This is a genomic window from Kitasatospora sp. NPDC096204 (assembly GCF_044763205.1).
Lineage (GTDB): Bacteria > Actinomycetota > Actinomycetes > Streptomycetales > Streptomycetaceae > Kitasatospora.
Genome location: NZ_JBIWFT010000006.1, coordinates 22,383 through 40,673, shown reverse-complemented (window position 1 = coordinate 40,673; position 18,291 = coordinate 22,383). Strand labels below are relative to the sequence as shown.

25 protein-coding genes are annotated in these 18,291 nt (G+C 72.9%); 16 read left to right on the top strand and 9 right to left on the bottom strand.

The features are described from left to right. The first annotated feature begins 6 nt into the window (after nucleotides 1–6). The 11 genes from ACIQ87_RS08525 to ACIQ87_RS08475 all read left to right on the top strand — a co-directional run bounded on the left by ACIQ87_RS08525 (nucleotide 7) and on the right by ACIQ87_RS08475 (nucleotide 7,090). On the top strand, nucleotides 7–168 hold the full coding sequence (locus tag ACIQ87_RS08525; RefSeq protein ID WP_402403863.1) for a hypothetical protein: 162 nt from the start codon (nucleotides 7–9) through the stop codon (nucleotides 166–168). A 155-nt stretch (nucleotides 169–323) separates the two neighbouring features. Further along, nucleotides 324–1,532, top strand: a complete 1,209-nt coding sequence (locus ACIQ87_RS08520; RefSeq protein WP_402403495.1) for an MFS transporter — start codon at nucleotides 324–326, stop codon at nucleotides 1,530–1,532. A gap of 29 nt (nucleotides 1,533–1,561) precedes the next feature. Further along, complete coding sequence (locus tag ACIQ87_RS08515) at nucleotides 1,562–2,275, top strand: HAD family hydrolase (protein WP_402403491.1); 714 nt, start codon at nucleotides 1,562–1,564, stop codon at nucleotides 2,273–2,275. A 140-nt stretch (nucleotides 2,276–2,415) separates the two neighbouring features. After that, nucleotides 2,416–3,006: a DUF4913 domain-containing protein gene (locus ACIQ87_RS08510; RefSeq protein WP_402403489.1), complete on the top strand. Its 591-nt coding sequence runs from the start codon at nucleotides 2,416–2,418 to the stop codon at nucleotides 3,004–3,006. Beyond that, nucleotides 3,003–3,749 carry a glycosyl hydrolase gene (locus ACIQ87_RS08505; RefSeq protein ID WP_402403486.1) on the top strand — a complete coding sequence of 249 codons (747 nt, stop codon included), beginning with the start codon at nucleotides 3,003–3,005 and terminating at the stop codon, nucleotides 3,747–3,749. Before ACIQ87_RS08510 ends, ACIQ87_RS08505 begins: the two co-directional genes overlap by 4 nt. Next, nucleotides 3,746–4,234, top strand: a complete 489-nt coding sequence (locus ACIQ87_RS08500; protein ID WP_402403483.1) for a hypothetical protein — start codon at nucleotides 3,746–3,748, stop codon at nucleotides 4,232–4,234. The genes ACIQ87_RS08505 and ACIQ87_RS08500 overlap by 4 nt, the downstream gene beginning before the upstream one ends. Beyond that, entirely contained in the window at nucleotides 4,234–4,869 is a 636-nt protein-coding gene (locus tag ACIQ87_RS08495; RefSeq protein WP_402403480.1) for a hypothetical protein, read from the top strand. The genes ACIQ87_RS08500 and ACIQ87_RS08495 overlap by 1 nt, the downstream gene beginning before the upstream one ends. Beyond that, a complete protein-coding gene (locus ACIQ87_RS08490; RefSeq protein WP_402403478.1) occupies nucleotides 4,866–5,360 on the top strand; it encodes a hypothetical protein in 495 nt (164 codons plus the stop codon). The genes ACIQ87_RS08495 and ACIQ87_RS08490 overlap by 4 nt, the downstream gene beginning before the upstream one ends. A gap of 5 nt (nucleotides 5,361–5,365) precedes the next feature. Continuing rightward, nucleotides 5,366–5,701, top strand: a complete 336-nt coding sequence (locus tag ACIQ87_RS08485; RefSeq protein ID WP_402403475.1) for a hypothetical protein — start codon at nucleotides 5,366–5,368, stop codon at nucleotides 5,699–5,701. 17 nt (nucleotides 5,702–5,718) lie between these two features. Further along, nucleotides 5,719–6,528, top strand: a complete 810-nt coding sequence (locus tag ACIQ87_RS08480) for a winged helix-turn-helix transcriptional regulator (protein WP_402403472.1) — start codon at nucleotides 5,719–5,721, stop codon at nucleotides 6,526–6,528. 79 nt (nucleotides 6,529–6,607) lie between these two features. Then, nucleotides 6,608–7,090, top strand: a complete 483-nt coding sequence (locus ACIQ87_RS08475; RefSeq protein ID WP_402403471.1) for a hypothetical protein — start codon at nucleotides 6,608–6,610, stop codon at nucleotides 7,088–7,090. A 7-nt stretch (nucleotides 7,091–7,097) separates the two neighbouring features. Here the strand turns inward: ACIQ87_RS08475 and ACIQ87_RS08470 are convergent, their stop codons facing one another. Beyond that, a complete protein-coding gene (locus ACIQ87_RS08470) occupies nucleotides 7,098–7,334 on the bottom strand; it encodes a hypothetical protein (protein ID WP_402403469.1) in 237 nt (78 codons plus the stop codon). 163 nt (nucleotides 7,335–7,497) lie between these two features. Here ACIQ87_RS08470 and ACIQ87_RS08465 point away from each other — a divergent pair, with 163 nt between their 5' ends. The 5 genes from ACIQ87_RS08465 to ACIQ87_RS08445 all read left to right on the top strand — a co-directional run bounded on the left by ACIQ87_RS08465 (nucleotide 7,498) and on the right by ACIQ87_RS08445 (nucleotide 11,587). Then, a complete protein-coding gene (locus ACIQ87_RS08465) occupies nucleotides 7,498–7,950 on the top strand; it encodes a hypothetical protein (RefSeq protein ID WP_402403467.1) in 453 nt (150 codons plus the stop codon). After that, nucleotides 7,935–8,147: a hypothetical protein gene (locus tag ACIQ87_RS08460; RefSeq protein WP_402403464.1), complete on the top strand. Its 213-nt coding sequence runs from the start codon at nucleotides 7,935–7,937 to the stop codon at nucleotides 8,145–8,147. The genes ACIQ87_RS08465 and ACIQ87_RS08460 overlap by 16 nt, the downstream gene beginning before the upstream one ends. An 84-nt stretch (nucleotides 8,148–8,231) precedes the next feature. Then, a complete protein-coding gene (locus ACIQ87_RS08455) occupies nucleotides 8,232–8,561 on the top strand; it encodes an esterase (RefSeq protein WP_402403461.1) in 330 nt (109 codons plus the stop codon). A gap of 106 nt (nucleotides 8,562–8,667) precedes the next feature. Next, nucleotides 8,668–8,898, top strand: coding sequence for a MarR family transcriptional regulator (locus tag ACIQ87_RS08450; protein ID WP_402403458.1), 231 nt, complete (start codon nucleotides 8,668–8,670; stop codon nucleotides 8,896–8,898). 310 nt (nucleotides 8,899–9,208) lie between these two features. Continuing rightward, complete coding sequence (locus ACIQ87_RS08445; protein WP_402403455.1) at nucleotides 9,209–11,587, top strand: hypothetical protein; 2,379 nt, start codon at nucleotides 9,209–9,211, stop codon at nucleotides 11,585–11,587. A gap of 90 nt (nucleotides 11,588–11,677) precedes the next feature. On the opposite strand, the gene ACIQ87_RS08440 is transcribed toward ACIQ87_RS08445, so the two are convergent. The 8 genes from ACIQ87_RS08440 to ACIQ87_RS08405 all read right to left on the bottom strand — a co-directional run bounded on the left by ACIQ87_RS08440 (nucleotide 11,678) and on the right by ACIQ87_RS08405 (nucleotide 18,291). Further along, a complete protein-coding gene (locus ACIQ87_RS08440) occupies nucleotides 11,678–12,073 on the bottom strand; it encodes a hypothetical protein (protein ID WP_402403453.1) in 396 nt (131 codons plus the stop codon). 94 nt (nucleotides 12,074–12,167) lie between these two features. Next, complete coding sequence (locus ACIQ87_RS08435) at nucleotides 12,168–13,910, bottom strand: relaxase/mobilization nuclease domain-containing protein (protein ID WP_402403450.1); 1,743 nt, start codon at nucleotides 13,908–13,910, stop codon at nucleotides 12,168–12,170. Then, nucleotides 13,907–14,332, bottom strand: coding sequence for a MobC family plasmid mobilization relaxosome protein (locus ACIQ87_RS08430; protein ID WP_402403447.1), 426 nt, complete (start codon nucleotides 14,330–14,332; stop codon nucleotides 13,907–13,909). Before ACIQ87_RS08430 ends, ACIQ87_RS08435 begins: the two co-directional genes overlap by 4 nt. Nucleotides 14,333–14,511: 179 nt before the next feature. Then, nucleotides 14,512–14,736 carry a hypothetical protein gene (locus ACIQ87_RS08425; RefSeq protein ID WP_402403444.1) on the bottom strand — a complete coding sequence of 75 codons (225 nt, stop codon included), beginning with the start codon at nucleotides 14,734–14,736 and terminating at the stop codon, nucleotides 14,512–14,514. An 81-nt stretch (nucleotides 14,737–14,817) separates the two neighbouring features. After that, nucleotides 14,818–15,855, bottom strand: coding sequence for a DUF2637 domain-containing protein (locus tag ACIQ87_RS08420; RefSeq protein WP_402403442.1), 1,038 nt, complete (start codon nucleotides 15,853–15,855; stop codon nucleotides 14,818–14,820). Next, the gene (locus tag ACIQ87_RS08415) at nucleotides 15,852–16,424 is read right to left on the bottom strand and encodes a WhiB family transcriptional regulator (RefSeq protein WP_402403439.1); all 573 of its coding nucleotides are present in this window, start codon (nucleotides 16,422–16,424) and stop codon (nucleotides 15,852–15,854) included. Before ACIQ87_RS08415 ends, ACIQ87_RS08420 begins: the two co-directional genes overlap by 4 nt. 110 nt (nucleotides 16,425–16,534) lie before the next feature. Further along, nucleotides 16,535–17,242 (bottom strand): ATP-binding protein, encoded by a 708-nt coding sequence (locus tag ACIQ87_RS08410; protein WP_402403436.1) that lies wholly within the window; start codon nucleotides 17,240–17,242, stop codon nucleotides 16,535–16,537. Continuing rightward, nucleotides 17,242–18,291, bottom strand: a complete 1,050-nt coding sequence (locus tag ACIQ87_RS08405) for a hypothetical protein (RefSeq protein WP_402403433.1) — start codon at nucleotides 18,289–18,291, stop codon at nucleotides 17,242–17,244. Before ACIQ87_RS08405 ends, ACIQ87_RS08410 begins: the two co-directional genes overlap by 1 nt.

Genomic DNA, 18,291 nt, shown 5'->3' with positions numbered 1-18,291 from the left:
GAGTGGATGCAAGGGCTTGAGCCGGGCTGGGTCACCGCCACCCCGGGACTGGGCCGCCCGGCCCAGCTCACCGCCCTCGGCAACGGTGTCGTCCCCCAGCAGGCGGCCAAGGCCCTGGAGTTGCTGACCCCCGCCTTCGCTCGCTGTCCGCGCTGCCGTACCGACTGAGGGGCTTCTACCGCCTTTTCCCGGCCGTACCAAATCCCGGAATCCGCGGACTCTTCTCCCCGCAGCCGCACCGACCCGAGGGGCTGTCATGCCTGCGCATGCCCCGGTCCGGCGCGCCCGCGCGCCGCCGGCCGTACGACCGAAGGACCTCCTCCTTGAGCACCACCACCGCCTGCGGCCCTGCCCAGGACAGCGGATACCGCGCTGTCCTGGGTACGCCGTACGTCGCCCGCCTGCTGGGCGGCACCCTGATCGGCCGCGTTCCCACCGGCATGGCTCCGATCGCGATCCTGCTGCTGGTGCGCGCCGAGCACGGCCCGCTCGCCCTGGCCGGAGCCCTCGGCGCCCTGTTCGGCCTCGCCTGCGCGCTCGGGCAGCCGCTGCTGGGGCGCCTGGTCGACCGCCACGGCCAGATCCGGGTCCTCGTCGCCGCCACGGCCACGGCGAGCACGGCGTTCCTGCTGCTGCCGTGCACCGGCCCGGCGCGCCACCCGGCGCTCGCCGCGCTCACCGTGCTGGTGGCAGGGCTGGCGACGCCGCCGCTGGAGGCCGGGCTCCGGGCGCTGTGGCCGGTGCTGCTGCCGGACGCCGCGCGCCAGCGCGCCGCCCTCGCCCTGGACTCCTCCAGCCAGGGCCTGGTGTTCGTCGCCGGGCCCCTGCTGGCCACCGGCTTCGCCGCCGGCGCCGGGGCGACCACCGCTCTGGTAGCGACCGCGGCGCTCGGACTGCTCGGCACCGGGCTGGTCGTCACGGCCCCGCCCTCCCGCGCCTGGGCGCCGGCGGAGTTCACCGAGGCGGTGCACTGGACGGGACCGCTGCGGGTGCCGGGACTTCGGGTGCTGTTCGCCGCGCTGATCGGCACCGGTGTCGCGCTCGGCTCCGTCAACGTCCTTGCGCTGTCCGCCGCCGAGCGCCACCACGCCGGGTGGCTGGCCGGGGTGATGCCGGCCGCGCTGTCCATCGGCAGCATGCTCGGCGGCCTCGCCTACGGCCGACACGCCTGGCCCGGCGCCCCCGCCAAGCACCTGGTCGCCGCCTCGATCGGCTTCGCCGCCGGGTGGCTGCCGCTGCTGCCCGACCCCGCGCCCGCCGTCGCCGTCCTCGGTGCCGTGCTGCCCGGCACCTTCCTCGCGCCGCTGCTGACGGCCGCGTTCCTCACCGTCGACCGCCTCGCCCCCGAGGGCGAATCGACCGAGGCGTTCGCCTGGCTGATCGCCTGCATCGGCATCGGTCAGGCCGCCGGAACCGCCCTCGCCTCCCTCGCCGACCCGGCCGGCCCGCTGCTGGTCGCCGCCGTCCCGCTCGCCGGGGCCGCCTTCGCGCTGTTGCTGCTGCGCCGCTTCAACGACCGCCTCTCCTCCTGACAGCCCCGCTCAACCCGAAGGACACCGCCGTGAACACCGCCCTCTTCGCCGCCGCGACTCCCGCCACCCGCCTGCACGTTGTGTGGGACTGGAACGGAACGATCAAGGACGACCTCGACGACCACGTCTCCGCGCTGAACGCGACCCTGCCCGCCCTCGGAGGCGAGCCGGTCGACCGGGAGACCTACCGGGCCAAGCACACCGTGCCGATCCCCGACTTCTACGCCCGCCTGCTCGGCCGCACCATCACCGAGCAGGAGTGGATCTCCAGCGACAACGCCTTCCTCGCCCACCTGCGCGGCCAGCCGGTGCGGGTGCGCGAGGGCGCCGCCGAGCTGATGGCCGCGCTGCGCGAGGCCGGCCACACGCAGTCGCTGCTGTCGCTGTGCCCGCACGACGCCCTCGTGCGCGAAGTCGAGCAGGCCGGCATCGGCCACTTCTTCACCCGCGTCGAGGGCCGCACCGGCCCCTCCGGCGGCACCAAGGCCGCCCCGCTCGCCACCCACCTCGAAGCCCTCGACCTCACCGAACAGGCATACCGGGTGCTGCTGGTGGGCGACGCCGTCGACGACGCGGACGCCGCCCACGCCAACGGCACGCACGCCGTGCTGCACACCGGCGGCCTGCACCACCCCGCCAAGCTCGCCGCCGCCGGCCACCCGCTCACCGACACCCTCGCCGACGCCGTCGCCCTCGGCCTGCGCCTCGTCCAGCACCAGGGCGCCCAACTGGCCTGCGCCTAGCACGAGTCGGCGGCCCGCCCAAACCGCCGTTCCCGCGGGATTCTGTCCCTCACCACCGCGCTTCACCGGAGCCTCGCCATGACCAGAAGAACGCCTTCCGTCCTCGCCCTTCCCGTCCGTCCGAATCCCCTGGATGTGCCATGTCCGAGTCCGTCCCGGCTCCGGGCTCCTCCGAGCCCGAGCCGATCCGCATCGCCGACGAGGACCTGGACGACCTCGTCAGCGCCCTTCACCGCACCATGGCCGAGGTCCGCCAGCACGGCGTGATCCTCGACCGCCTCGGCTCCGAGGCCGACGACGAATCGGGGTCCGGCCCAACCGGGCCGGACCCCGGCGCCGGGGACGAACCCGGCGCCGCCCCACCGCTGTTCATCCTCGCCATGGGCGGCGCGCAGTACGCCGCCGAGCTGGCCGAGCTCTCGGCCTGGGTCACCCACCTCCTGCTGCCCGTCTACGGCCGGGAGATCGGCTCCACCCGCCCCTGGTGCGCGAAGTGGTACGAACACCCCGAGGCCGTCGCCCGCCTGCACGCACTGTGGCTCGCGTGGCAGCAGCTGACCGCCGCCGAGGCCGGCCAGAGCGGTCCTTCGACCTGGCACCGCGACCACCTCGACCACGCCATCGCCCAGCTCCGCGCCCCTGACGGCCCGTTCGCGGCGTGCGCCACCAGCCCGTCCCGGCCCGCCCACCGTGTCCTGTCCACCCCCGACCAGCTGGGACTCGCCGCATGAGCGCCGACTTCGACCTCGGCGGCCTGTCGCCCGCCGACGACCGCTCCGGCCTCCTGCGGGACATCGCCGCGCAGAGCGACCTCGACCTCCTGGCCCGGCACGGCGTCGGCAACCGCAGCTACCTGCTCGCCTTCGACAACGGCACCCCGCAGGGCAAGGCGCTGAACATGCCGGACCTCTTCACGTTCGACGTCCGACGCGACCAGGTCCAGGGCACCTTCGCACTGGACGCCTCCGCGCACGCAGGTGTGGCGTTCGCACAGAAGTGGCTCGCCGAGCACGGCTGCCCGCCCGAGGCGATGACCGTGGACGGCGACCTCATCGGCGCCGACGAACTCACCTACCGGATCGAGGACCAGATCCACCGCGCGGGCGACAGCTACGACCTGATCACCCTCGCAGCCGCCCGCGAGAGCCCGGGCGAGGCGTGGACCATGGTCACGGACAGGACCGCCACCGAACTGCCCGTCCGGCTCTTCATCGAGCACTCCGACGCGGAGCAGAACACCTACACCATCCGCGAGGGTGCCTTCCCCGACCGTGCCGGCGCCGAGGCGTGGCTGGCCGAGCGGAACACCCCGCTGCCCGAGCCGCCCGAGTACCGCACCGACGCCGACGCGCTACGCACCCGCGCCGCGCTCGCCCGCAGCGCCGCCCCGACCGTGCCCGGCGTCGCAGAGATCGTGGCCGCCGCACCCGCGGCAGCCGCCCTCGCGCAGCCCGACCGGGGGCGGTCGCTGTGACCCGCGCGAAGTTCGGCTTCTCCGCCCACCCCGACGCCATCGCCGACCTGCGCCAACTCCCCGACGCCATCCGCGACCAGGCCCTGCTGCACCTGCAGGACCTCGTGCACGGCGAGCGCGTCGCCAAGCGCCTCGAAGGCCGGCTGGAGGGCTGCCACAAGATCTACCTCGGCGTCGCCGAGAACTGGGCCTCGCACCGCCTGGTCGTCCAGTTCCGCGACTCCCCGCCCGAGTCCCAGCACCGGCGCGAAGTCCACCTCATCGCCGCCGGCCCCCGGCTCGACTACCAGGTCTACCGCTCCGCCCAGAACCGCCTGGGCCGCACCGGGCTCAACCTGCCGACCGGCCCCGGCCCGGCCGAGGAAGCCCGCGTCCGGGCCGCCCGTGCCCAGTCCGTACGCCCCGCACAGGCCGGCGCCAGCCCCGCCTACACCACCGCTTCCCCCGGCTTCGCCACCAGCGCCGCCGCCCGAAGGGCCCGATGATGACCACCCCCACCCCCAACCCCACCCATGCCGACCTCGCCCTCTGGCTCGTCGAAGCCGCCGAGGCAGTCTCCGGCATCGCCACGGCCCAGCACGCCGCCCCGCCCTCGCGCTCCCACCTCCACCCCGTCCTCGGTCCGCTCACCGCCGGGCCCAAGGCGATCACCGCGCTGGCCGACCGCCTGGAGCACCTGCTGGAAGCCCGGCTGCCGACCACCCCCGCCTCCCTGTTCACCCTCGCCTCCTACGTCTCTGCCCTGGGCTGGCTCACCGAGTCGCTCGCCGACCTCACCCAGGCCGTCGACCTCCTGGTCACCGAAGCCGGCCAGGCCGACGACGACGACGAATCCGGCGTCGACCTGTCGGACTACGCCCCGCAGGACCGGCAGGCCATCACGGTGCTCGCCGCCGAGGCGGCCCTGCCGCCCGGCCTCTACCTTCGGCTCCTGGGCCGGGCCCTGCTCGCCTGCTCGGAGTTCACGGAAGCCTGCGCGGAGATCACCGGCGCGCTGACCGAGGACGCCCACCGCCTCCTGGACGAGTCGGTCAGCGCGGTGCGCCTCGACGGCGAGGGCCCCGACAGCCTGCCAACCCTGGTCCGCTCCCTCCTCGCCCGCCTTGAGGCGGCCCGGTGAACCCGCACGACCCGCTCACCCACCCCGGCGCCCACCTCGTCTACGAGCGCCTCGGTGCCGGCGATGCCGGGGAGCTGTCCGGCCAGCACCCGTACCCGAGCCCGATGGCCCACCTCGCCTCCGTGGTCGCCTCGTGCGCCCGGGACGTCGACCGGCTCCACCAGGACCTCACCGAGCGCGCGCAGACGGTGATCGAGCGCCTGCAGCCGGTCGCCCGCGGCGACCACGCGAGCATGCGCGGCGTCAACGGCATCATCCAGTCCGCGGGACTCCAGGTCGAGCTGCTCACCGCCCGCAGGGGCGCGGCCTACGAGCAGCTCGACAAGGTGCTCAGCGCCTACGAGCGAGGCGCCGAGACCGGCCGGCCACCGGACCTCAACTCCGGCACGACTCCGCGCACACCGACGGCGCCACGGCCCCAGCCGACCAGCAGACACAACCCGCCACCGCCTCCTGGGACGACGAACAGGGCTCCGCCCGGGCGGCGTTGAACGCGATGGAGGACGGGGACCTGTGGCTGCGCGAGAGCGTGCACGGCGACAGGTACGTGATCTGGGGCTCCGGGCGCGATGCCCCGATCGAGGCCGAGGCGGTCGAGCGGCTGGTCAGCGCCGGCCTTGTCGCCGTCAACACCAACACCTCCGCCTCCCTGATGGGGCACATGCTCTCCCTCACCCCCGAAGGCGTAGCGGCCAACTCCGCCGCCCGCGCGGAGCGGCTTCGCCAGATCGCCGCCCTCTACCGCGGCATCACCCCCGCCTCGGCCGGCGCCGCCCAGGCCGTGCCCTCGCCAGGAGCGGCCCTGCCCTCCGTCTCCGCCCGTACCCGTTGAGCAAGGAACTCCCGGCCATGTCCGCCCAGATCACCCCCATGAGCGCCGCCGACTCGCAGCGCATCGAGACTGTCCTGCACCGGATCGCGCCGAAGTGGACCACCCACGTCGTCCACACGATCGCCAAGTACGGCCCGGAAATGCGGGTTGCCGACGTCGCCCAGCACCTCACGGCGTTGTCCCCGTCGTACGTCAGCAAGCGGCTGGCGTCGATGTCCGAGGCCGGCCTGGTGACCCGCGACGGCGCGTTCGACCGTGCGGCGCCCTACCGGCTCTCCTCCTCCGCCCGCACGCTCGGCCCGGTCTACCGCACGCTCGCCCAGTGGTCCTCCGACCACGTCGACCGCACCCCGCAGGGCCGGTACGACCGGGTCGAGGACGCCCTGCAGCGCCTGCAGCTCGCCGGCACCACCGAGACGGTCCGCCTGTTCTCGGAGCACGGGAGCATGCGCCTGCCCGACCTGGCCGAACGCCTCGGCGCCTCCGAGCAGTTCGCCGCGACCCGGCTGAACCGCATGCAGGCGGACGGCCTCGTCACCCTCACCGGCGACCGGCACGGAGCCCCGTACGTCCTCACCGACGCCGGAGCGGCCCTCGGCCCCGTCTACACCGCTCTCCAGCAGTGGGACAACCGGCACATCTCCCCCGTGGCCCCTGCGGTGCCGGCCGCCGAGCGCACCCTCACCTCCCCCGCGCAGTCCGCGCGGACCGCGGCGGCACTGCGCCGCAGCGCCGCCCCCTCCACCCTGTTCAGCCACCCTCCGATGCAGCCGCCGCGCGTCCCCGCCGCTGTCACGGCGGCCTCCCACCCCTCACGCGGCCGGTGACCTTCATGAGCGGCAAGACCAGAACGGCTTCCGCGGCCCGCCCTGCCCGCTGACGCCACGTCACCAACCGGAGAACACTGTGTCCGATGCCACCGCCCTCGACTGCGCGGACGCGATGATCGAGCAAGCCTGGGGGCGGCCGATCGCCGACCTGGAGAGGTCCACGTCCCGCTTGGCCGCCGTGGACCCGATGCTGCGCTCGGCCATGCATCACCGGGCCCACCTGGTCGTCGTGTCCAACTCCATCGCCGTGCACCAGGATCGGCTCCATGCGCTCACCCGGCCCGGCCATGTCCCCGCCTTCTACGACCTCGACCGGATCACCGCCTCGGCGAGCGCCCTGCGGACGGCCTACGCCGAGAGCAACACGGCCGTCCAGATGATCCGCCACGTGGTCGACGCCCGCGAGCACGCGCTCACGGCGGCAGGCGGCCCGGACGCCGAGCGAGTGCGGGCCGCCACCGCCCGCACCTCGCAGGCGACTCGCCCCCTCGGTCCGCCTGCCGACCAGCCCGCCCCGCCGGCCGCCGCTCCGGCCCCGCTGGTGGCGAACCGGCGGTAGCCGCCGGTCAGTCCGCGGCCCTGTCGTGGTGGGCGCCGAGGTCGGTGGCGCCCACCACGCGGGCCAGTTCCTCCAGGGTCAGCTCCACCCGCCGGCCGTCCGCCAGCCGTTCCTCGACCTCAACGGTCTGCTCGCGCCCGGTCCGGTCCGTGGCGACGGCCCACTGGCCCTCGCCGATGATCGCGACGTCGCCCATCGTCCACGCCCGACCCGCGCTGCGGATCTTGTGCTCCAGCGCCGCCATATCCCGGCCTCTGCCCGTCACCACTGCCTTCGCCCCCTCCGGCCCTGTGCGGCCCCGCACCGCAACCTCGGTTCAGCACTCCGAGGCTGCGATCCATTCCCGTCCGGTTCGACCACGGCAGACCACCGATTCCGGAAAAGGACTAGCAACTTCGGGACGCAACATGTCAAAGTACGGGTCCGCCGAAACCGCAGGCCAACGAAGGGACACCGCCGCGAACACCCACCACGTCGCCCTGCACCCGCTCATCGTCACCGCCGCCACGGAACACCGCGCCGCACACCGCGTCCTCGCCAGCCCGGCCCTGCGGGTCGCCCGCGCGGACGAGGTCCGCCCCGGCGACCTGATCGTCTCTGCCTTCGAACCCGCCGCCCCGGGGCGTCTGCGCCTCACGGACTACTTCGTCCGCGGCCCCTACCCCGCCGCCCCCGGACCGTACGACCCGGCGTGCGGGTGCGGCGTCTGCGGTCTGCCCGAGGTCGAGGGCCCGCACGGGACCGTGGTCCTCGCCCGGGGCTTCCCCTGGGAGTGCTGCGACCCGTGGCCCGCCGACGAACCCGTCCTCGTCCTTCCTCTGCACCGGACACCCAGGAGATCACCGTGCCCCAGTACCTGACCGTCACCCACCTGCTCGCCCAGCTCCAGGACGTCGACCCGAGCCTGCGGGTCCGCATCGCCGTGAACCCGGACTTCCCGTTCTCCCACCTGCTCGCCTCGAACCTCGTCGTCCACGACGGCCTCGTCTACCTGGCCGAGGACGGCCAGGAGGGCTACCTGCCCACCGCCGTCAGCGACGAACTCGCCTGGGCCTGAACCACCCGCTCGAAGGAGAGCCGAATCCCCACCACCCACCGCCCCACCCGCCCGCAACCGCTCGACCGCCTCGCGCTGCACCCCGTGCCACCGTGGGCGAGCGGAGCGCTCGTCCGCCGCGTCCCCGCCGACCCCGGCCAGCCGATCGAGGTCCTCTGGCTCCCGGACACCGCCCCCAGACCCCCCTTCGGCCGCATCCTGCTGCGGTGGGAGAAGGCCCCCGAGGCAGGCTGGGACGTCACCGCCCGCCTCGGCCTCGCCACCGCCGACGTCCACCTCGCCACCTGGCCCGCCGCCCCGGACGACTGGCCCCGCCTGGTGCGCCCCACCCTGCACGAGGTCACCGGCCTGTGCTCCGCCCTCGCCGTCGCCACCGCCGCCCTCGAACTCGCCAACCGCCTCGCCGACTCCTGAACACAAGGCCGCCCCGCGCCGACCAGCCGGGGCGGCCTCGGCGTTCACTGGCCCGACCGGCAGCACGTACGCTCATCACCGGAACACCGAGGATGAGGACACGCGCATGGCCGACGACCAGCAGCTCTGGGGCTACACCGAGGTCGCCAAACACCTGGGCATCAGCGTCGGCGCCGCCCGCAACCGCCGAAACCGCGGCACCATTCCCGCCCCCGACGACACCAGCATCCCGGACCGCCCCCGCTGGAAGCCCTCCACCTTCCAGGGCTGGAAGCCCCTCGGCCAGGGCCACCGCAGCGACCTACACGGCAAGCCGCCCGAGCCCGCCTCCGGCTGACCGACCGGCACCCGCCACCGACGAGTACGAAGTGGACTACCTGCCGATGCCCCGCCTCCTGGTCCGCCGTCTGTCGCGCTGATCGCCTGGTGCTCCACTGCTGCGATCGGCGCCGCCACCGCGATCGGCGCTGCGGTGACCGGCACGCACGCGGTGCGCACGGCATGGCTATTCGCCCTCGACGGCGGAGCGCTGGCCGCCTACCGCACCGTCCACTCCGCAATCTTGGAGACTCCATGTCCTGCACCTCTGGAAGGTACTTGAGGGGCCTCGCCGGGGCCAGCCGGCTGGCGGGTGAGATGCTGCTCTCGTGGAATCTGGGGAGTATCTCGGTCAGTCCGTCATGGAGGCCACCCTCCTGCCCTCACGTGTCGCGTACCTCATCGCCACAGGGGACACGGAAGGCTTCAGGCAAGCGGTGGCGGAAGCAAGCAGTCGTTGGGGCGGCCTGACCGAGCCCATCGTCGAGATCAGCGACACCAACGGCCCCACACCGGATCACCTGGCGGTTGTCAATGCGGCCAAGGTGGAGGCGGTGGTGAACGTCAGCGCCAGCACCAAGGCGGCCGAACGGATCGCCGACGGCCTTGGCCTGCCATGCGTTCCACTTTCGAACATCAGCCAGCACCCGGCCAGCAGCTACACCGTCGATCCAGCCGAGATCGCGCGGATCGAGGCACGGCAGGCTCCAGTGGTCGCCATGCCGGGGGCACCGCTGTGGCAAGTCACCTCGGCAGGCTGCCGACCCGCTAACGCCGTCGGCTATGCCCGCCCGGGGTACGGCGACGACGATTTCGGACGGCTCCAACTGTGGGGCGCCACATGGCTCCAGAGCACCATGGACCAGTTCGGCGAGTACCGGAGTGCGATGACCGGCTACGCACCGACCGTGGTCTGGGTGACCGGGCCCGATGATCTGACGGACTGCTTGGCATTCTGGAACACCCGCGCCCTGTGCCCGCCCGATACCCTGGTCATGCCGATGCTGCTGCTGCCCGGTGAAGACCGGGCGATCGAGAACTGGCTCAACTTCCCCGACCAGTTCGAAGGCTTCCTGTCACGCCCGGACTGCTTCACCCCCGACGTGATCCTCACCAGCCGCAACGTGCCCCTTGCGCGCCTCAACGAGATCGCCACCCTGCTACGCCTGCAGCCCAGCACCACACCCGTCGAGATCGGCGCAAAGATCCCCGCACCGCCCACCAGGACGGCCCCGTACAGCTACCGCGTCAAGGATCCCTCCGACTGGGTGAGGGCCGACCGCGACTACGGGCTCGTGACCACCTTCGACGCCCAGGTGTTCACCGGCCGGGCCATGACGCTCCGAGTGCCGGCACCCGTGCAGTTCTCCAGCGGGAGCGGCTCCGCTCTCCTGCGGTTCTGGGGGAAACCGTTGGACGGACTCCCCGCCCGCGACTGCGTCGCGCAACTGGTGGACCCGCACGCCTCCTGGCGTGGCCGAGCGATTCAACTCGCAGCCCCCGGGGTCCGCCACCAACTCGTCTTCCCCGTCACGGTGCCGACCCTCCAGCAGGCCACCGAACGGATCCTCAACGATGTCACCAAGAGCCATCAGCTGTCTCTGCCTGGCCGGCTCGGCCAAGCCCTCGCAGACCGGGCCGACATCAACGCCCTACTGGAGCCCGGCGTCTACGAAGCCGCTGTGGAGTTGACGACCCCGCGCACCAAGCAACTCACCAAGGCGCTGGAACAGCTGGAATCCGACGGCGGGTCCCCCTCCGACTTGGAGGAGCTTGCCGTCCTGTGGGGTGGCCGAGCCGAACGGCGCTTCTGGCCGCCCGACAGGCTCGGATCCGTGCGCGGCACCGACCCGGTCGCAGCCGCCGAACGGCTGTGCACCCTCGGATGGGCGGAGCGCGGGCTGAGGAACGACTGCCTCGAATGCACCATCCAGAGCTTCGTTCCGCTGAACCAGACCAGCAGTACCCCGACGTGCCCCGGCTGCGGCGCTGTCTCCAACTACTGGAGCACCGCGGCGTCGGTCGCAGTCCACTACCGGCTCAACAGTTTCACCGACAGGGCCAGCGACAACGGGGTCCTTCCACATCTACTGGTCATCGCCGCCTTGCACCGGGACCGTAAGCACTCGTACTTCCTGCCCGGCACCGATCTCGTATTCGAAGGCCAGAAGGACCCGGAGGAGGTGGACATCTTCGGGATCTGGGACGAACAGGTCCTCGCAGGCGAGGTCAAAACCTCGGCGTCGCAGTTCACGGACGCGCAACTCGAGCGCGACGTCGCCCTGAGTCGCAAGCTCGGCGCGGATGTGCACCTGCTCGCAGCAGTCGACATGGTGCCGAACGCGACCCGGGCAACAGCGGAACGGCTCTGCAAGAAGGCTGGTCTGGAGCTGCACGTCTACGACCACAGCCGGCTCCGGCCACCTCCTCCCCCTAAGTTGGCACCGGCAACTGCCACCGACGGTCTGAGGTGGGTCCACGCCGCCGCCCAAGAGCTGCGGGCCTTCATCACCACCGGCAAACCGGTAACCTCAGGCCAGGCGGCGAAGGTACTAAGGACGGCTTCGGGGGGCACCAGCCCGGTCGGTGGCCAGATCGCAGCGCTCACCGAGGCGGTCAACCACCATGGGGCCGCACTGACCCAGCCGCTCGAACACCTGCAACGCGAGGCCCAGTTGCTGCTGGACCTGCTCAACACGCAGCAGTAGAACCCGGGCAGTGCGCGGGGCCGAAGGGCTGCCCGGCCCCGCGTCGTGCGCAGGACGTTCAGGATGTTGCATCCGATGTAGTGCCACGCATTAATCCAGGTAGATGCCAGCGAAGGTGCCGTCGAAGCCAAGAGCCACCCGTGCGGCATCGGTATCGGCGTGATAGGTCCAGGTCGGGTTGGCGATCATCGCATCGAAGTCCTTGCGGGTGATCTCCGGCTCCAGCCACTCGTTCCCGCAGCGGCACCGCACCCACACGTTGCGGCGGTGGTTCAGCAGCAGCCAGTCGCGGCGTGCCCGGCACGCGGAGCAGGTCACCGGCATGCCACACAGCGCGAGTTCGGCCGGGTGCAGGAGACCGCGAACGGCCTCCGGGCCGCTGGGGGTCTGGGTCTCGTACTCCAGTTGCCGGAGCGGGTCGGGGCCGACCGGGACCGGGATGGTGATCGGGGCCGGGGCGGTGGTGGTATCGGTGGTTCTCGTCACGGGCTCTCCGTTCGTGGTGCTCGGGTACTTGCGTAACACCTGATGGGAGCAGGTGTCGAGGGGTTCCGGGAGGGCCGCCCGGCGGGCTGCCGGTTCAGCGGCATGGTGCCGGGCGGCGCGGGTCGGTCACGGGCTGGGCCGGTGCCGGCTGCGTGACGCGAGGCCGCGCTGGCTTGGTCGGGGCCTGGGTACCAGGGGCCTTGCGGATGTTGGGCTGTTCGGGGTTGGCGGGCAGGTCGGCGAGGCGGCGGATGCGCCAGACGAGGACGTCGGTGGTGTTGCGGGCGGTTTCCAGCTCCCGCCGGTCGACGGCCTTCTCCAGGAGGGCCTTGGGGTCGTGGCCGGCCTCCTCTGCTTCCGCGAGGACGGCGGCCAGGGCGTCGTGCTCGCGGGCCGGGCCCTTCGGGGTGGCCGTGTCGCCGAGGACGGCGCGGATGGTGATGTCCTGGCGGCGGCGTTCGCCGTCCGGGAGGGTGCGGCCGATTTCGCGCATGGTGCGCATGGGGGTTGCGGCGGCCTGCTGGTAGGCGGAGCGGAGGTGGTCGGCGGCCTTGCGGGAGGCGGCGGCCTGCTGGGCGTGGCCTCGGGCGGAGTGCCAGCGGGCGGCGGCCAGGGTGACGAGGACGAAGGTGGACAGGACCATGGCGGTGGCGCCGCCGTCCTCGCCCCGGCCGAGCGCGCTGCCGGCGTGGACGATTCCGCGGGCGGCCGAGCGCAGGGCGCGGAGGTCGGAGTGCTCGGCGCGAACGTGGCTGCGGGTGGCGCGTTCGAAGGCGCGGGCGGCTTCCCGGAGTTCGGCGCGGGTGGCGGCCGGGGAGGTCTGGGCGAGGGCGTCGAGGAGTTCACCGGCTCCGACGAGGTGGGCGGCGGCTTCGTCGTCGTCCTGGTCGAGGGCGGCGACGGCGCGCTCGGCGGCGTGGGCAGCGTCTCGGCGGCGGCGCGCGGGAGCGGAGCGGCCAGGGCGGGCCGGGCGGTCGTCCGGCGCGGGGGCGCCGGTGGCGGGTGCGGCGTCGAGGCGGTGACGGATCTTGAGGAGGGAGAGGTCGGGGGCGAGTTTGGACCCGGGGAACCAGATCGGCTCGCCTGCGCCGTTGCGGTCGCCGGGCAGGGCAACGTTGTAGCCGGCGAGGTCGCCGGACGGCAGGTGGCGGAGCTTCACCCGGAGGCCGGCCTCGCGCAGGCGGGTGAAGAACTCCTCCTCGCTGTCGGCTCCGGCGACGGCCTGGCGGACGGCTTCACGCAGGGTCTCGCGGGGTGTCTCGGTGCGGCCGGAGCGTTCGGCTTTGAAGCGTTCGGCGCTGGTGGGGTTCTTGGCGGCGGTGCCGTCGCCGGGGTTGAGCTGGCGCAGGCCGTACTCCTTCTCGATGAGGCGGGCTTCGGCTTGGGCCTTGCGGCGGTCGAAGGAGAGGTTGGCGAGGCGGCCGTCCTGGCGGACGAGGGTGGCGGCGATGTGGATGTGGTCGTCGGCGTGGCGGACGGCGACCCAGCGGCAGGCGGTGGTGTCGCCTTCGGGGGCGATGCCGGTGGCGTGGAGGATGCGGCGGGCGATGTTCGCCCAGTCGTTGTCGTCGAGGTGGCGGTCGCCGGGGTCGGTGCGCACCGAGCAGTGCCAGATGGTGTCGGCGGGGGCGCGGTCGCCGATGGCCTTGACGGGTTGATCGAGTTGGGCGGCGAGCTGGGCGATGGTGTGGTGGGGGTTTCGGCCGGGGTCGGGGGCGAAGCCGTTCCAGCTCGCCACGAGGTGCTGGTCGGTGTGTTCGTCGCGTCGGCCCGGTCCGCAGAGGTAGCGGATGAGGCCGTAGGTGCCGCCGGTGCCGGTGCGGATCTTGGGGATCACCGGCGGACCATCCAGGCGACCGCGTCGTCGACTGCTCCGATGGAGGCTTCGACGCGCTGCAGCAGCACGCGGAGGTCGGTGGCCGGTTGGCCGCCGGCGTTGAGGAAGTGGGCGACCTGGTTGATGTTGTTGCCGATGGCCGCGAGTTGGCGGTTGGACTCCATGAGTTCCTGGATGCCGCGGCGGTAGTCGGCGATGGCGGCGCTCGGGTCGGTGCTGGTGGCGGCGGCCAGGGTGGCAGCGGCACAGAAGCCGCCGGGGGCGAGGTCGGCGCGGTCGGCGGCCTTCCGGACGGCGGCCCACTCCGGCTCGCTGAACCGCAGGCTGACGCAGGTGCGGCGCTGGGTGGCGTGGCGGGGGCGGCGGCGTCGGGAGGCGGCGTGCTGGGGAGCGGGCGCGGTTTCTGTCCCGGTAGTCGACACCCCCGGGTCGACTCCCCGGTCGCCGGTGGGCCCCCCTGGGTCCGCCGACGACCGGGGTGCCCGTGCCCCCTCCGGGGCGCGGGCGGGGTAAGCATCGCTTACCCCACAACTTGCTCCGCCAGGGGCAGCGTTGGGGCCATTCTCCGGTGCCTGCGCGGTGCCGTCGTGGCCGGGCGCGGTCATCGGCTGGCCTCGGTGTCACGCTGGCGGAGGTCGAGGAGGAGGTCTTCGATGTAGTCGACGGCGAGGACGGGGTGGTGGAGGGTCCAGGGGCGGGAGTGCCGGCCGCGCTGGACGCTGCGGGCACTGTCCGGGCCGGTCTCGACGCGGTGGAGGTGGCCGCGCTGGGTGAGGACGGCGAGCCAGGAGTCCGCCTCGGCCCAGGTGGCGGGGGTGGTGCGCATGGTGGGTACTCCCGGATGCTGGTGGTACGGGCGGGTGACCGGCCGGGGTGAGCTGGTCGGTCACCCCGGCGTTCGGGTCGGTCAGTTTTGGTCGGCGGTGACCGGCTGACCGGGTTGCGGCCGGAGCTGGGCCATCAGTTCGGTCAGCGTGGCGCTGGACAGGGGGATCTTCTGACCTCGGATCGCTTCGGCGACCACCTTGCGGGTCAGCCTGCCGTTCTCCGGCGCGGCCTGCCGGGCGATGGCCAGCAGGTCCTCGGTGTCCAGGTCAGGACGGCGGTCACTGTCCCGGTCAGTGACCGGCGGGTCAGTGACCGGGGTCCTGACCGGCGGGTCGGTGGCCTCGGCGTGGCTGGCCGTCGCGGTGGTGACCGGCCTGTTGTCCGCCGGTCGGTCAGTGGCCTGTCGGCCGGTGACCGGGTGACCGCCCAGGTCAGAGGGCTTGGTCAGGTTGACCGCGCTGACCGGGGTCAGTACCGGCTGACCGCCGGGTGCGGTGACCGGGTGGCCGACCGGCCTCGGCGCACCGGGGTGACCTCCGCTGTCCTGACCGCCGGTCAGCGCTGCCAGCCGGTCGGTCAGACCGGCCTCGGCGTTGACCTGACCGAGGTCAGGGGTGACCTGACCTCGGTCAGCGTCGGGCCCTCGGTCACCCCGGCCATCGCGGTCGGCGGGGCTGACCGGTCCGCGGGCGATGAGGATGTAGAGGTGGACGGCGCCGGCCAGGGCGAGCGGGGCGATCGTGGAGAGCACGGCGACCACCGAGTCGCCGAGGCGCAGGCCGGTGGTGGCGTTCTGCTCGTTCATCCGCACGGCGTGCAGGGCGTTGGCCCACAGGCTCGCCCCGGTGGCCGCGCCGAAGAGCAGCCAGACGTAGGCGCGGGCCCGCAGCGGGGCATCGCGCAGCACCAGCAGCGCGCGGACCCCGTAGGAGATGAACCCGTCGATCACGAGCGGGAAGAGGTAGGTAAGGAAGCCTCGGACGTGGATGGCGACAGCCATCTGCTGGAGAGCGTCGTACGAGAGCGCGCACCCGGCGGTGCCGAGGGCGATGACGACGGCCCGGTCCCAGCCGGTGACGGGCGCGGTGTTCGGGGTGGTCGCGGTGGTGGTGCTCATGCGGCCGTCCCGAAGTCGTCGCGGTGCAGTTCCTCGGCGCTGGTGGTGTCGTGGTCGGCCGAGCCGGCGCGGGTGGCCTGCCCGGCGATCTGGCGGTGGCGGATCACGCGGCGGGTTTCGCGGTAGAGCTTGAGGGCGTGCTCCGGGCTGATCTTGAGGAGCCAGGCGAGGCGCTCGACCGGCACGTCCTGGCGGTATCCGGCGAGGACGACGGCGCGGCGCTCGGCGCGGGTGATGTGGATGTCGCGCCCTGCCAGCACGGCCTTGACCCGGCTGTAGTCGAGGCGTTCGTTGAGCCTGGTGTGCAGAGGTTCGCGCTCCTCCTCGGTGAGGCCGCCCCGGACGCCGTGGGTGTCGCCCGTCTCCAGCGCGGCGTCCAGGCAGGCGCGGGCGACCGGGCACTGGGCGCACAGCGCCTTGGCGGTGGTGATCGCGGCCGAGTCCTCCGGACCGGGGAAGAACACCTCGGGGTCGACGGGGTTGTACTCGGTCGGGGTGCAGACGGCCTGGTCCTGCCAGGTCTGGTCGCCGAGCGCGCGGTGGCGGACAGGACGGGTCGTGGTGGTCATGCGGGGTCGCTCCGATCGCTCTCCGCGCGCGAGGTCGGCGTCGGCGGAGAGGGCGCTGGGTCGGTGAAGGGTGGGCGGCTCGCCGTGGGGCGGCCGGGCGCGGCGGCGGCTCAGGCGGCGCGCTGGAGGCGTCTGCGGTCGACCGGCTCGAAGCTGACCCGAGTGGTCATCTGGGCGAGCCGGGAGGTGACGCGGTCACCGAGGCAGGTGCGGAGGTCCTTGATCGGCAGGTTGCTGGTGATCAAGGTCGGGAGTATGTGGTTGTAGCGGCGGTTGATCAGCCGGTAGGTCTGCTCTTCGACGAACTCGCTCGACTTGGCGGCGCCGAGGTCGTCGAGGATCAGCAGCGGCACCCGGCTGTAGGCGGCGAGGACCTGCTCGGCGTCGGTGTCCGAGCCGGGGCGGAGTTCGGCGTAGAGGTCCGCGGCGGTGGTGGCTCGCCAGCGCACACCGATGCCGGCCTCGACCAGGCAGCGGACGGCGCCGTACGCCTCGTGGGTCTTCCCGGCGCCGACGACCCCGGCCATCAGCAGGCTGGGGCCGGTGGCGACCTGGCGTCGGGCGCCCCGGCTCGGAGCGGTGGCCTCGGCGGTGACCTGCCGCACCCAAGCCAGGACCTGCGGGTTCGTGGCGACCGCTTCGCGGTAGCGCGGCGGCAGCCCGGCGGACAGGGCCTCCTCCGCCGAGTACGGCTCCGGCTCGTCCGGGAGGGCGTCAACCGTGTCCTGCTCGATGCCCCGGGACGCGAGGATGCGGGCCATCCGGTCGAGCACCGAGGGCGCGTCGGCGAGGGTCTGGGGGTCGCGGCGGGTGCGCATCACAGCTCCTCGGCGTAGGCGGCGACGGCGTCGACCGGATTGGTCCACGCCTGGTGAGCGGGCACGTTAGGCCGGAATCCCGGCCGCGCCAAACCGGCGCTTCGTGCGTTCATGGCGTCGTTGACCAGGCTCGGCAGCCGGGAGGGGTGGCCCTGGATCTCGGCGAAGCGCCGCAGTCCGGCGCGGACGTGCTCGGCGGCGATGCCCTCGTCCAAGAGCTTCTTGACGACCTTGCCGAGGTGGCCGAGCACGTCGCCCGGCGGACGCTTGGCGCAGGTGGCGACGTACTCGCCGATCAGCTGGCCGGCCGAGACGGTGTCCGCGTCGGGCGTCTCGCGCCCCGTAGGGAAAGAAGATCCAGGATCCAAGATCCTAGATCCAGGCGTCGAGGACTCCGGGAGGGTTCGCTGAACCTTCGGGGAGGCTTCGCCGAATGCCGTCTGACCTGCGGTTTTCCTGGGGTCCGGAATCAGCTTGCGCTCGGCGTCGACCACCGGGGCGGCCGCTTCCGCGGTACCCGGAACCGTCTGCGCGGCGGGTGCCGGGAAGGGTTCGTGCGGCTGCTGGAGGGCTGCCGGAGTGTTCGCCGAGGTTTCGCCGAACCCTCGGGGAGCGCTCGCGGCGTCGTCGAGTCGGGACCCCGGGGTGGCGGCGAGGGCGGCCTGCTGGATGCAGGGGCCCTTGCAGACGCCGCACCGCTCCGGCTCGCAGTGCGGGCAGGCGGGAAGGCGGCTGAGTGACGGCTTGTCGATCTTCTGGTGCTTGCGCCACGTCGGGTAGTGGAAGTACCGGCGGCCGTCGCAGCCGGTGTAGCGGCAGATCGCGCCCACTGCGGCGAGTTGCCGGAGGTGGTCCTCGACCACCGTGCGGTTGATCTCGTCGCGCATCGGCCAGATGAGGCCGTAGACGACCGCCGCGTTGTCGCGGTGCCGACCGTTGTCGTCGGAGTGGTTGGTCATGCCGATGAAGGTGAGCATCGCCGGTATGGACACCTCGGCGAGCGTTTCGGAGACCCAGGTCTCCGGCTTGACGGGTCGGATGCGCGCCAT

Coding starts and splice junctions, on each gene's coding strand:
- ACIQ87_RS08525 (WP_402403863.1), top strand. CDS start 7: ATGCAAGGGCTTGAGCCGGGCTGGGTCACCGCCACCCCGGGACTGGGC.
- ACIQ87_RS08510 (WP_402403489.1), top strand. CDS start 2,416: ATGTCCGAGTCCGTCCCGGCTCCGGGCTCCTCCGAGCCCGAGCCGATC.
- ACIQ87_RS08505 (WP_402403486.1), top strand. CDS start 3,003: ATGAGCGCCGACTTCGACCTCGGCGGCCTGTCGCCCGCCGACGACCGC.
- ACIQ87_RS08495 (WP_402403480.1), top strand. CDS start 4,234: ATGACCACCCCCACCCCCAACCCCACCCATGCCGACCTCGCCCTCTGG.
- ACIQ87_RS08485 (WP_402403475.1), top strand. CDS start 5,366: ATGGAGGACGGGGACCTGTGGCTGCGCGAGAGCGTGCACGGCGACAGG.
- ACIQ87_RS08480 (WP_402403472.1), top strand. CDS start 5,719: ATGTCCGCCCAGATCACCCCCATGAGCGCCGCCGACTCGCAGCGCATC.
- ACIQ87_RS08470 (WP_402403469.1), bottom strand. CDS start 7,334: ATGGCGGCGCTGGAGCACAAGATCCGCAGCGCGGGTCGGGCGTGGACG.
- ACIQ87_RS08465 (WP_402403467.1), top strand. CDS start 7,498: ATGTCAAAGTACGGGTCCGCCGAAACCGCAGGCCAACGAAGGGACACC.
- ACIQ87_RS08450 (WP_402403458.1), top strand. CDS start 8,668: ATGGCCGACGACCAGCAGCTCTGGGGCTACACCGAGGTCGCCAAACAC.
- ACIQ87_RS08425 (WP_402403444.1), bottom strand. CDS start 14,736: ATGCGCACCACCCCCGCCACCTGGGCCGAGGCGGACTCCTGGCTCGCC.
- ACIQ87_RS08420 (WP_402403442.1), bottom strand. CDS start 15,855: ATGAGCACCACCACCGCGACCACCCCGAACACCGCGCCCGTCACCGGC.
- ACIQ87_RS08415 (WP_402403439.1), bottom strand. CDS start 16,424: ATGACCACCACGACCCGTCCTGTCCGCCACCGCGCGCTCGGCGACCAG.
- ACIQ87_RS08410 (WP_402403436.1), bottom strand. CDS start 17,242: ATGCGCACCCGCCGCGACCCCCAGACCCTCGCCGACGCGCCCTCGGTG.
- ACIQ87_RS08405 (WP_402403433.1), bottom strand. CDS start 18,291: ATGGCGCGCATCCGACCCGTCAAGCCGGAGACCTGGGTCTCCGAAACG.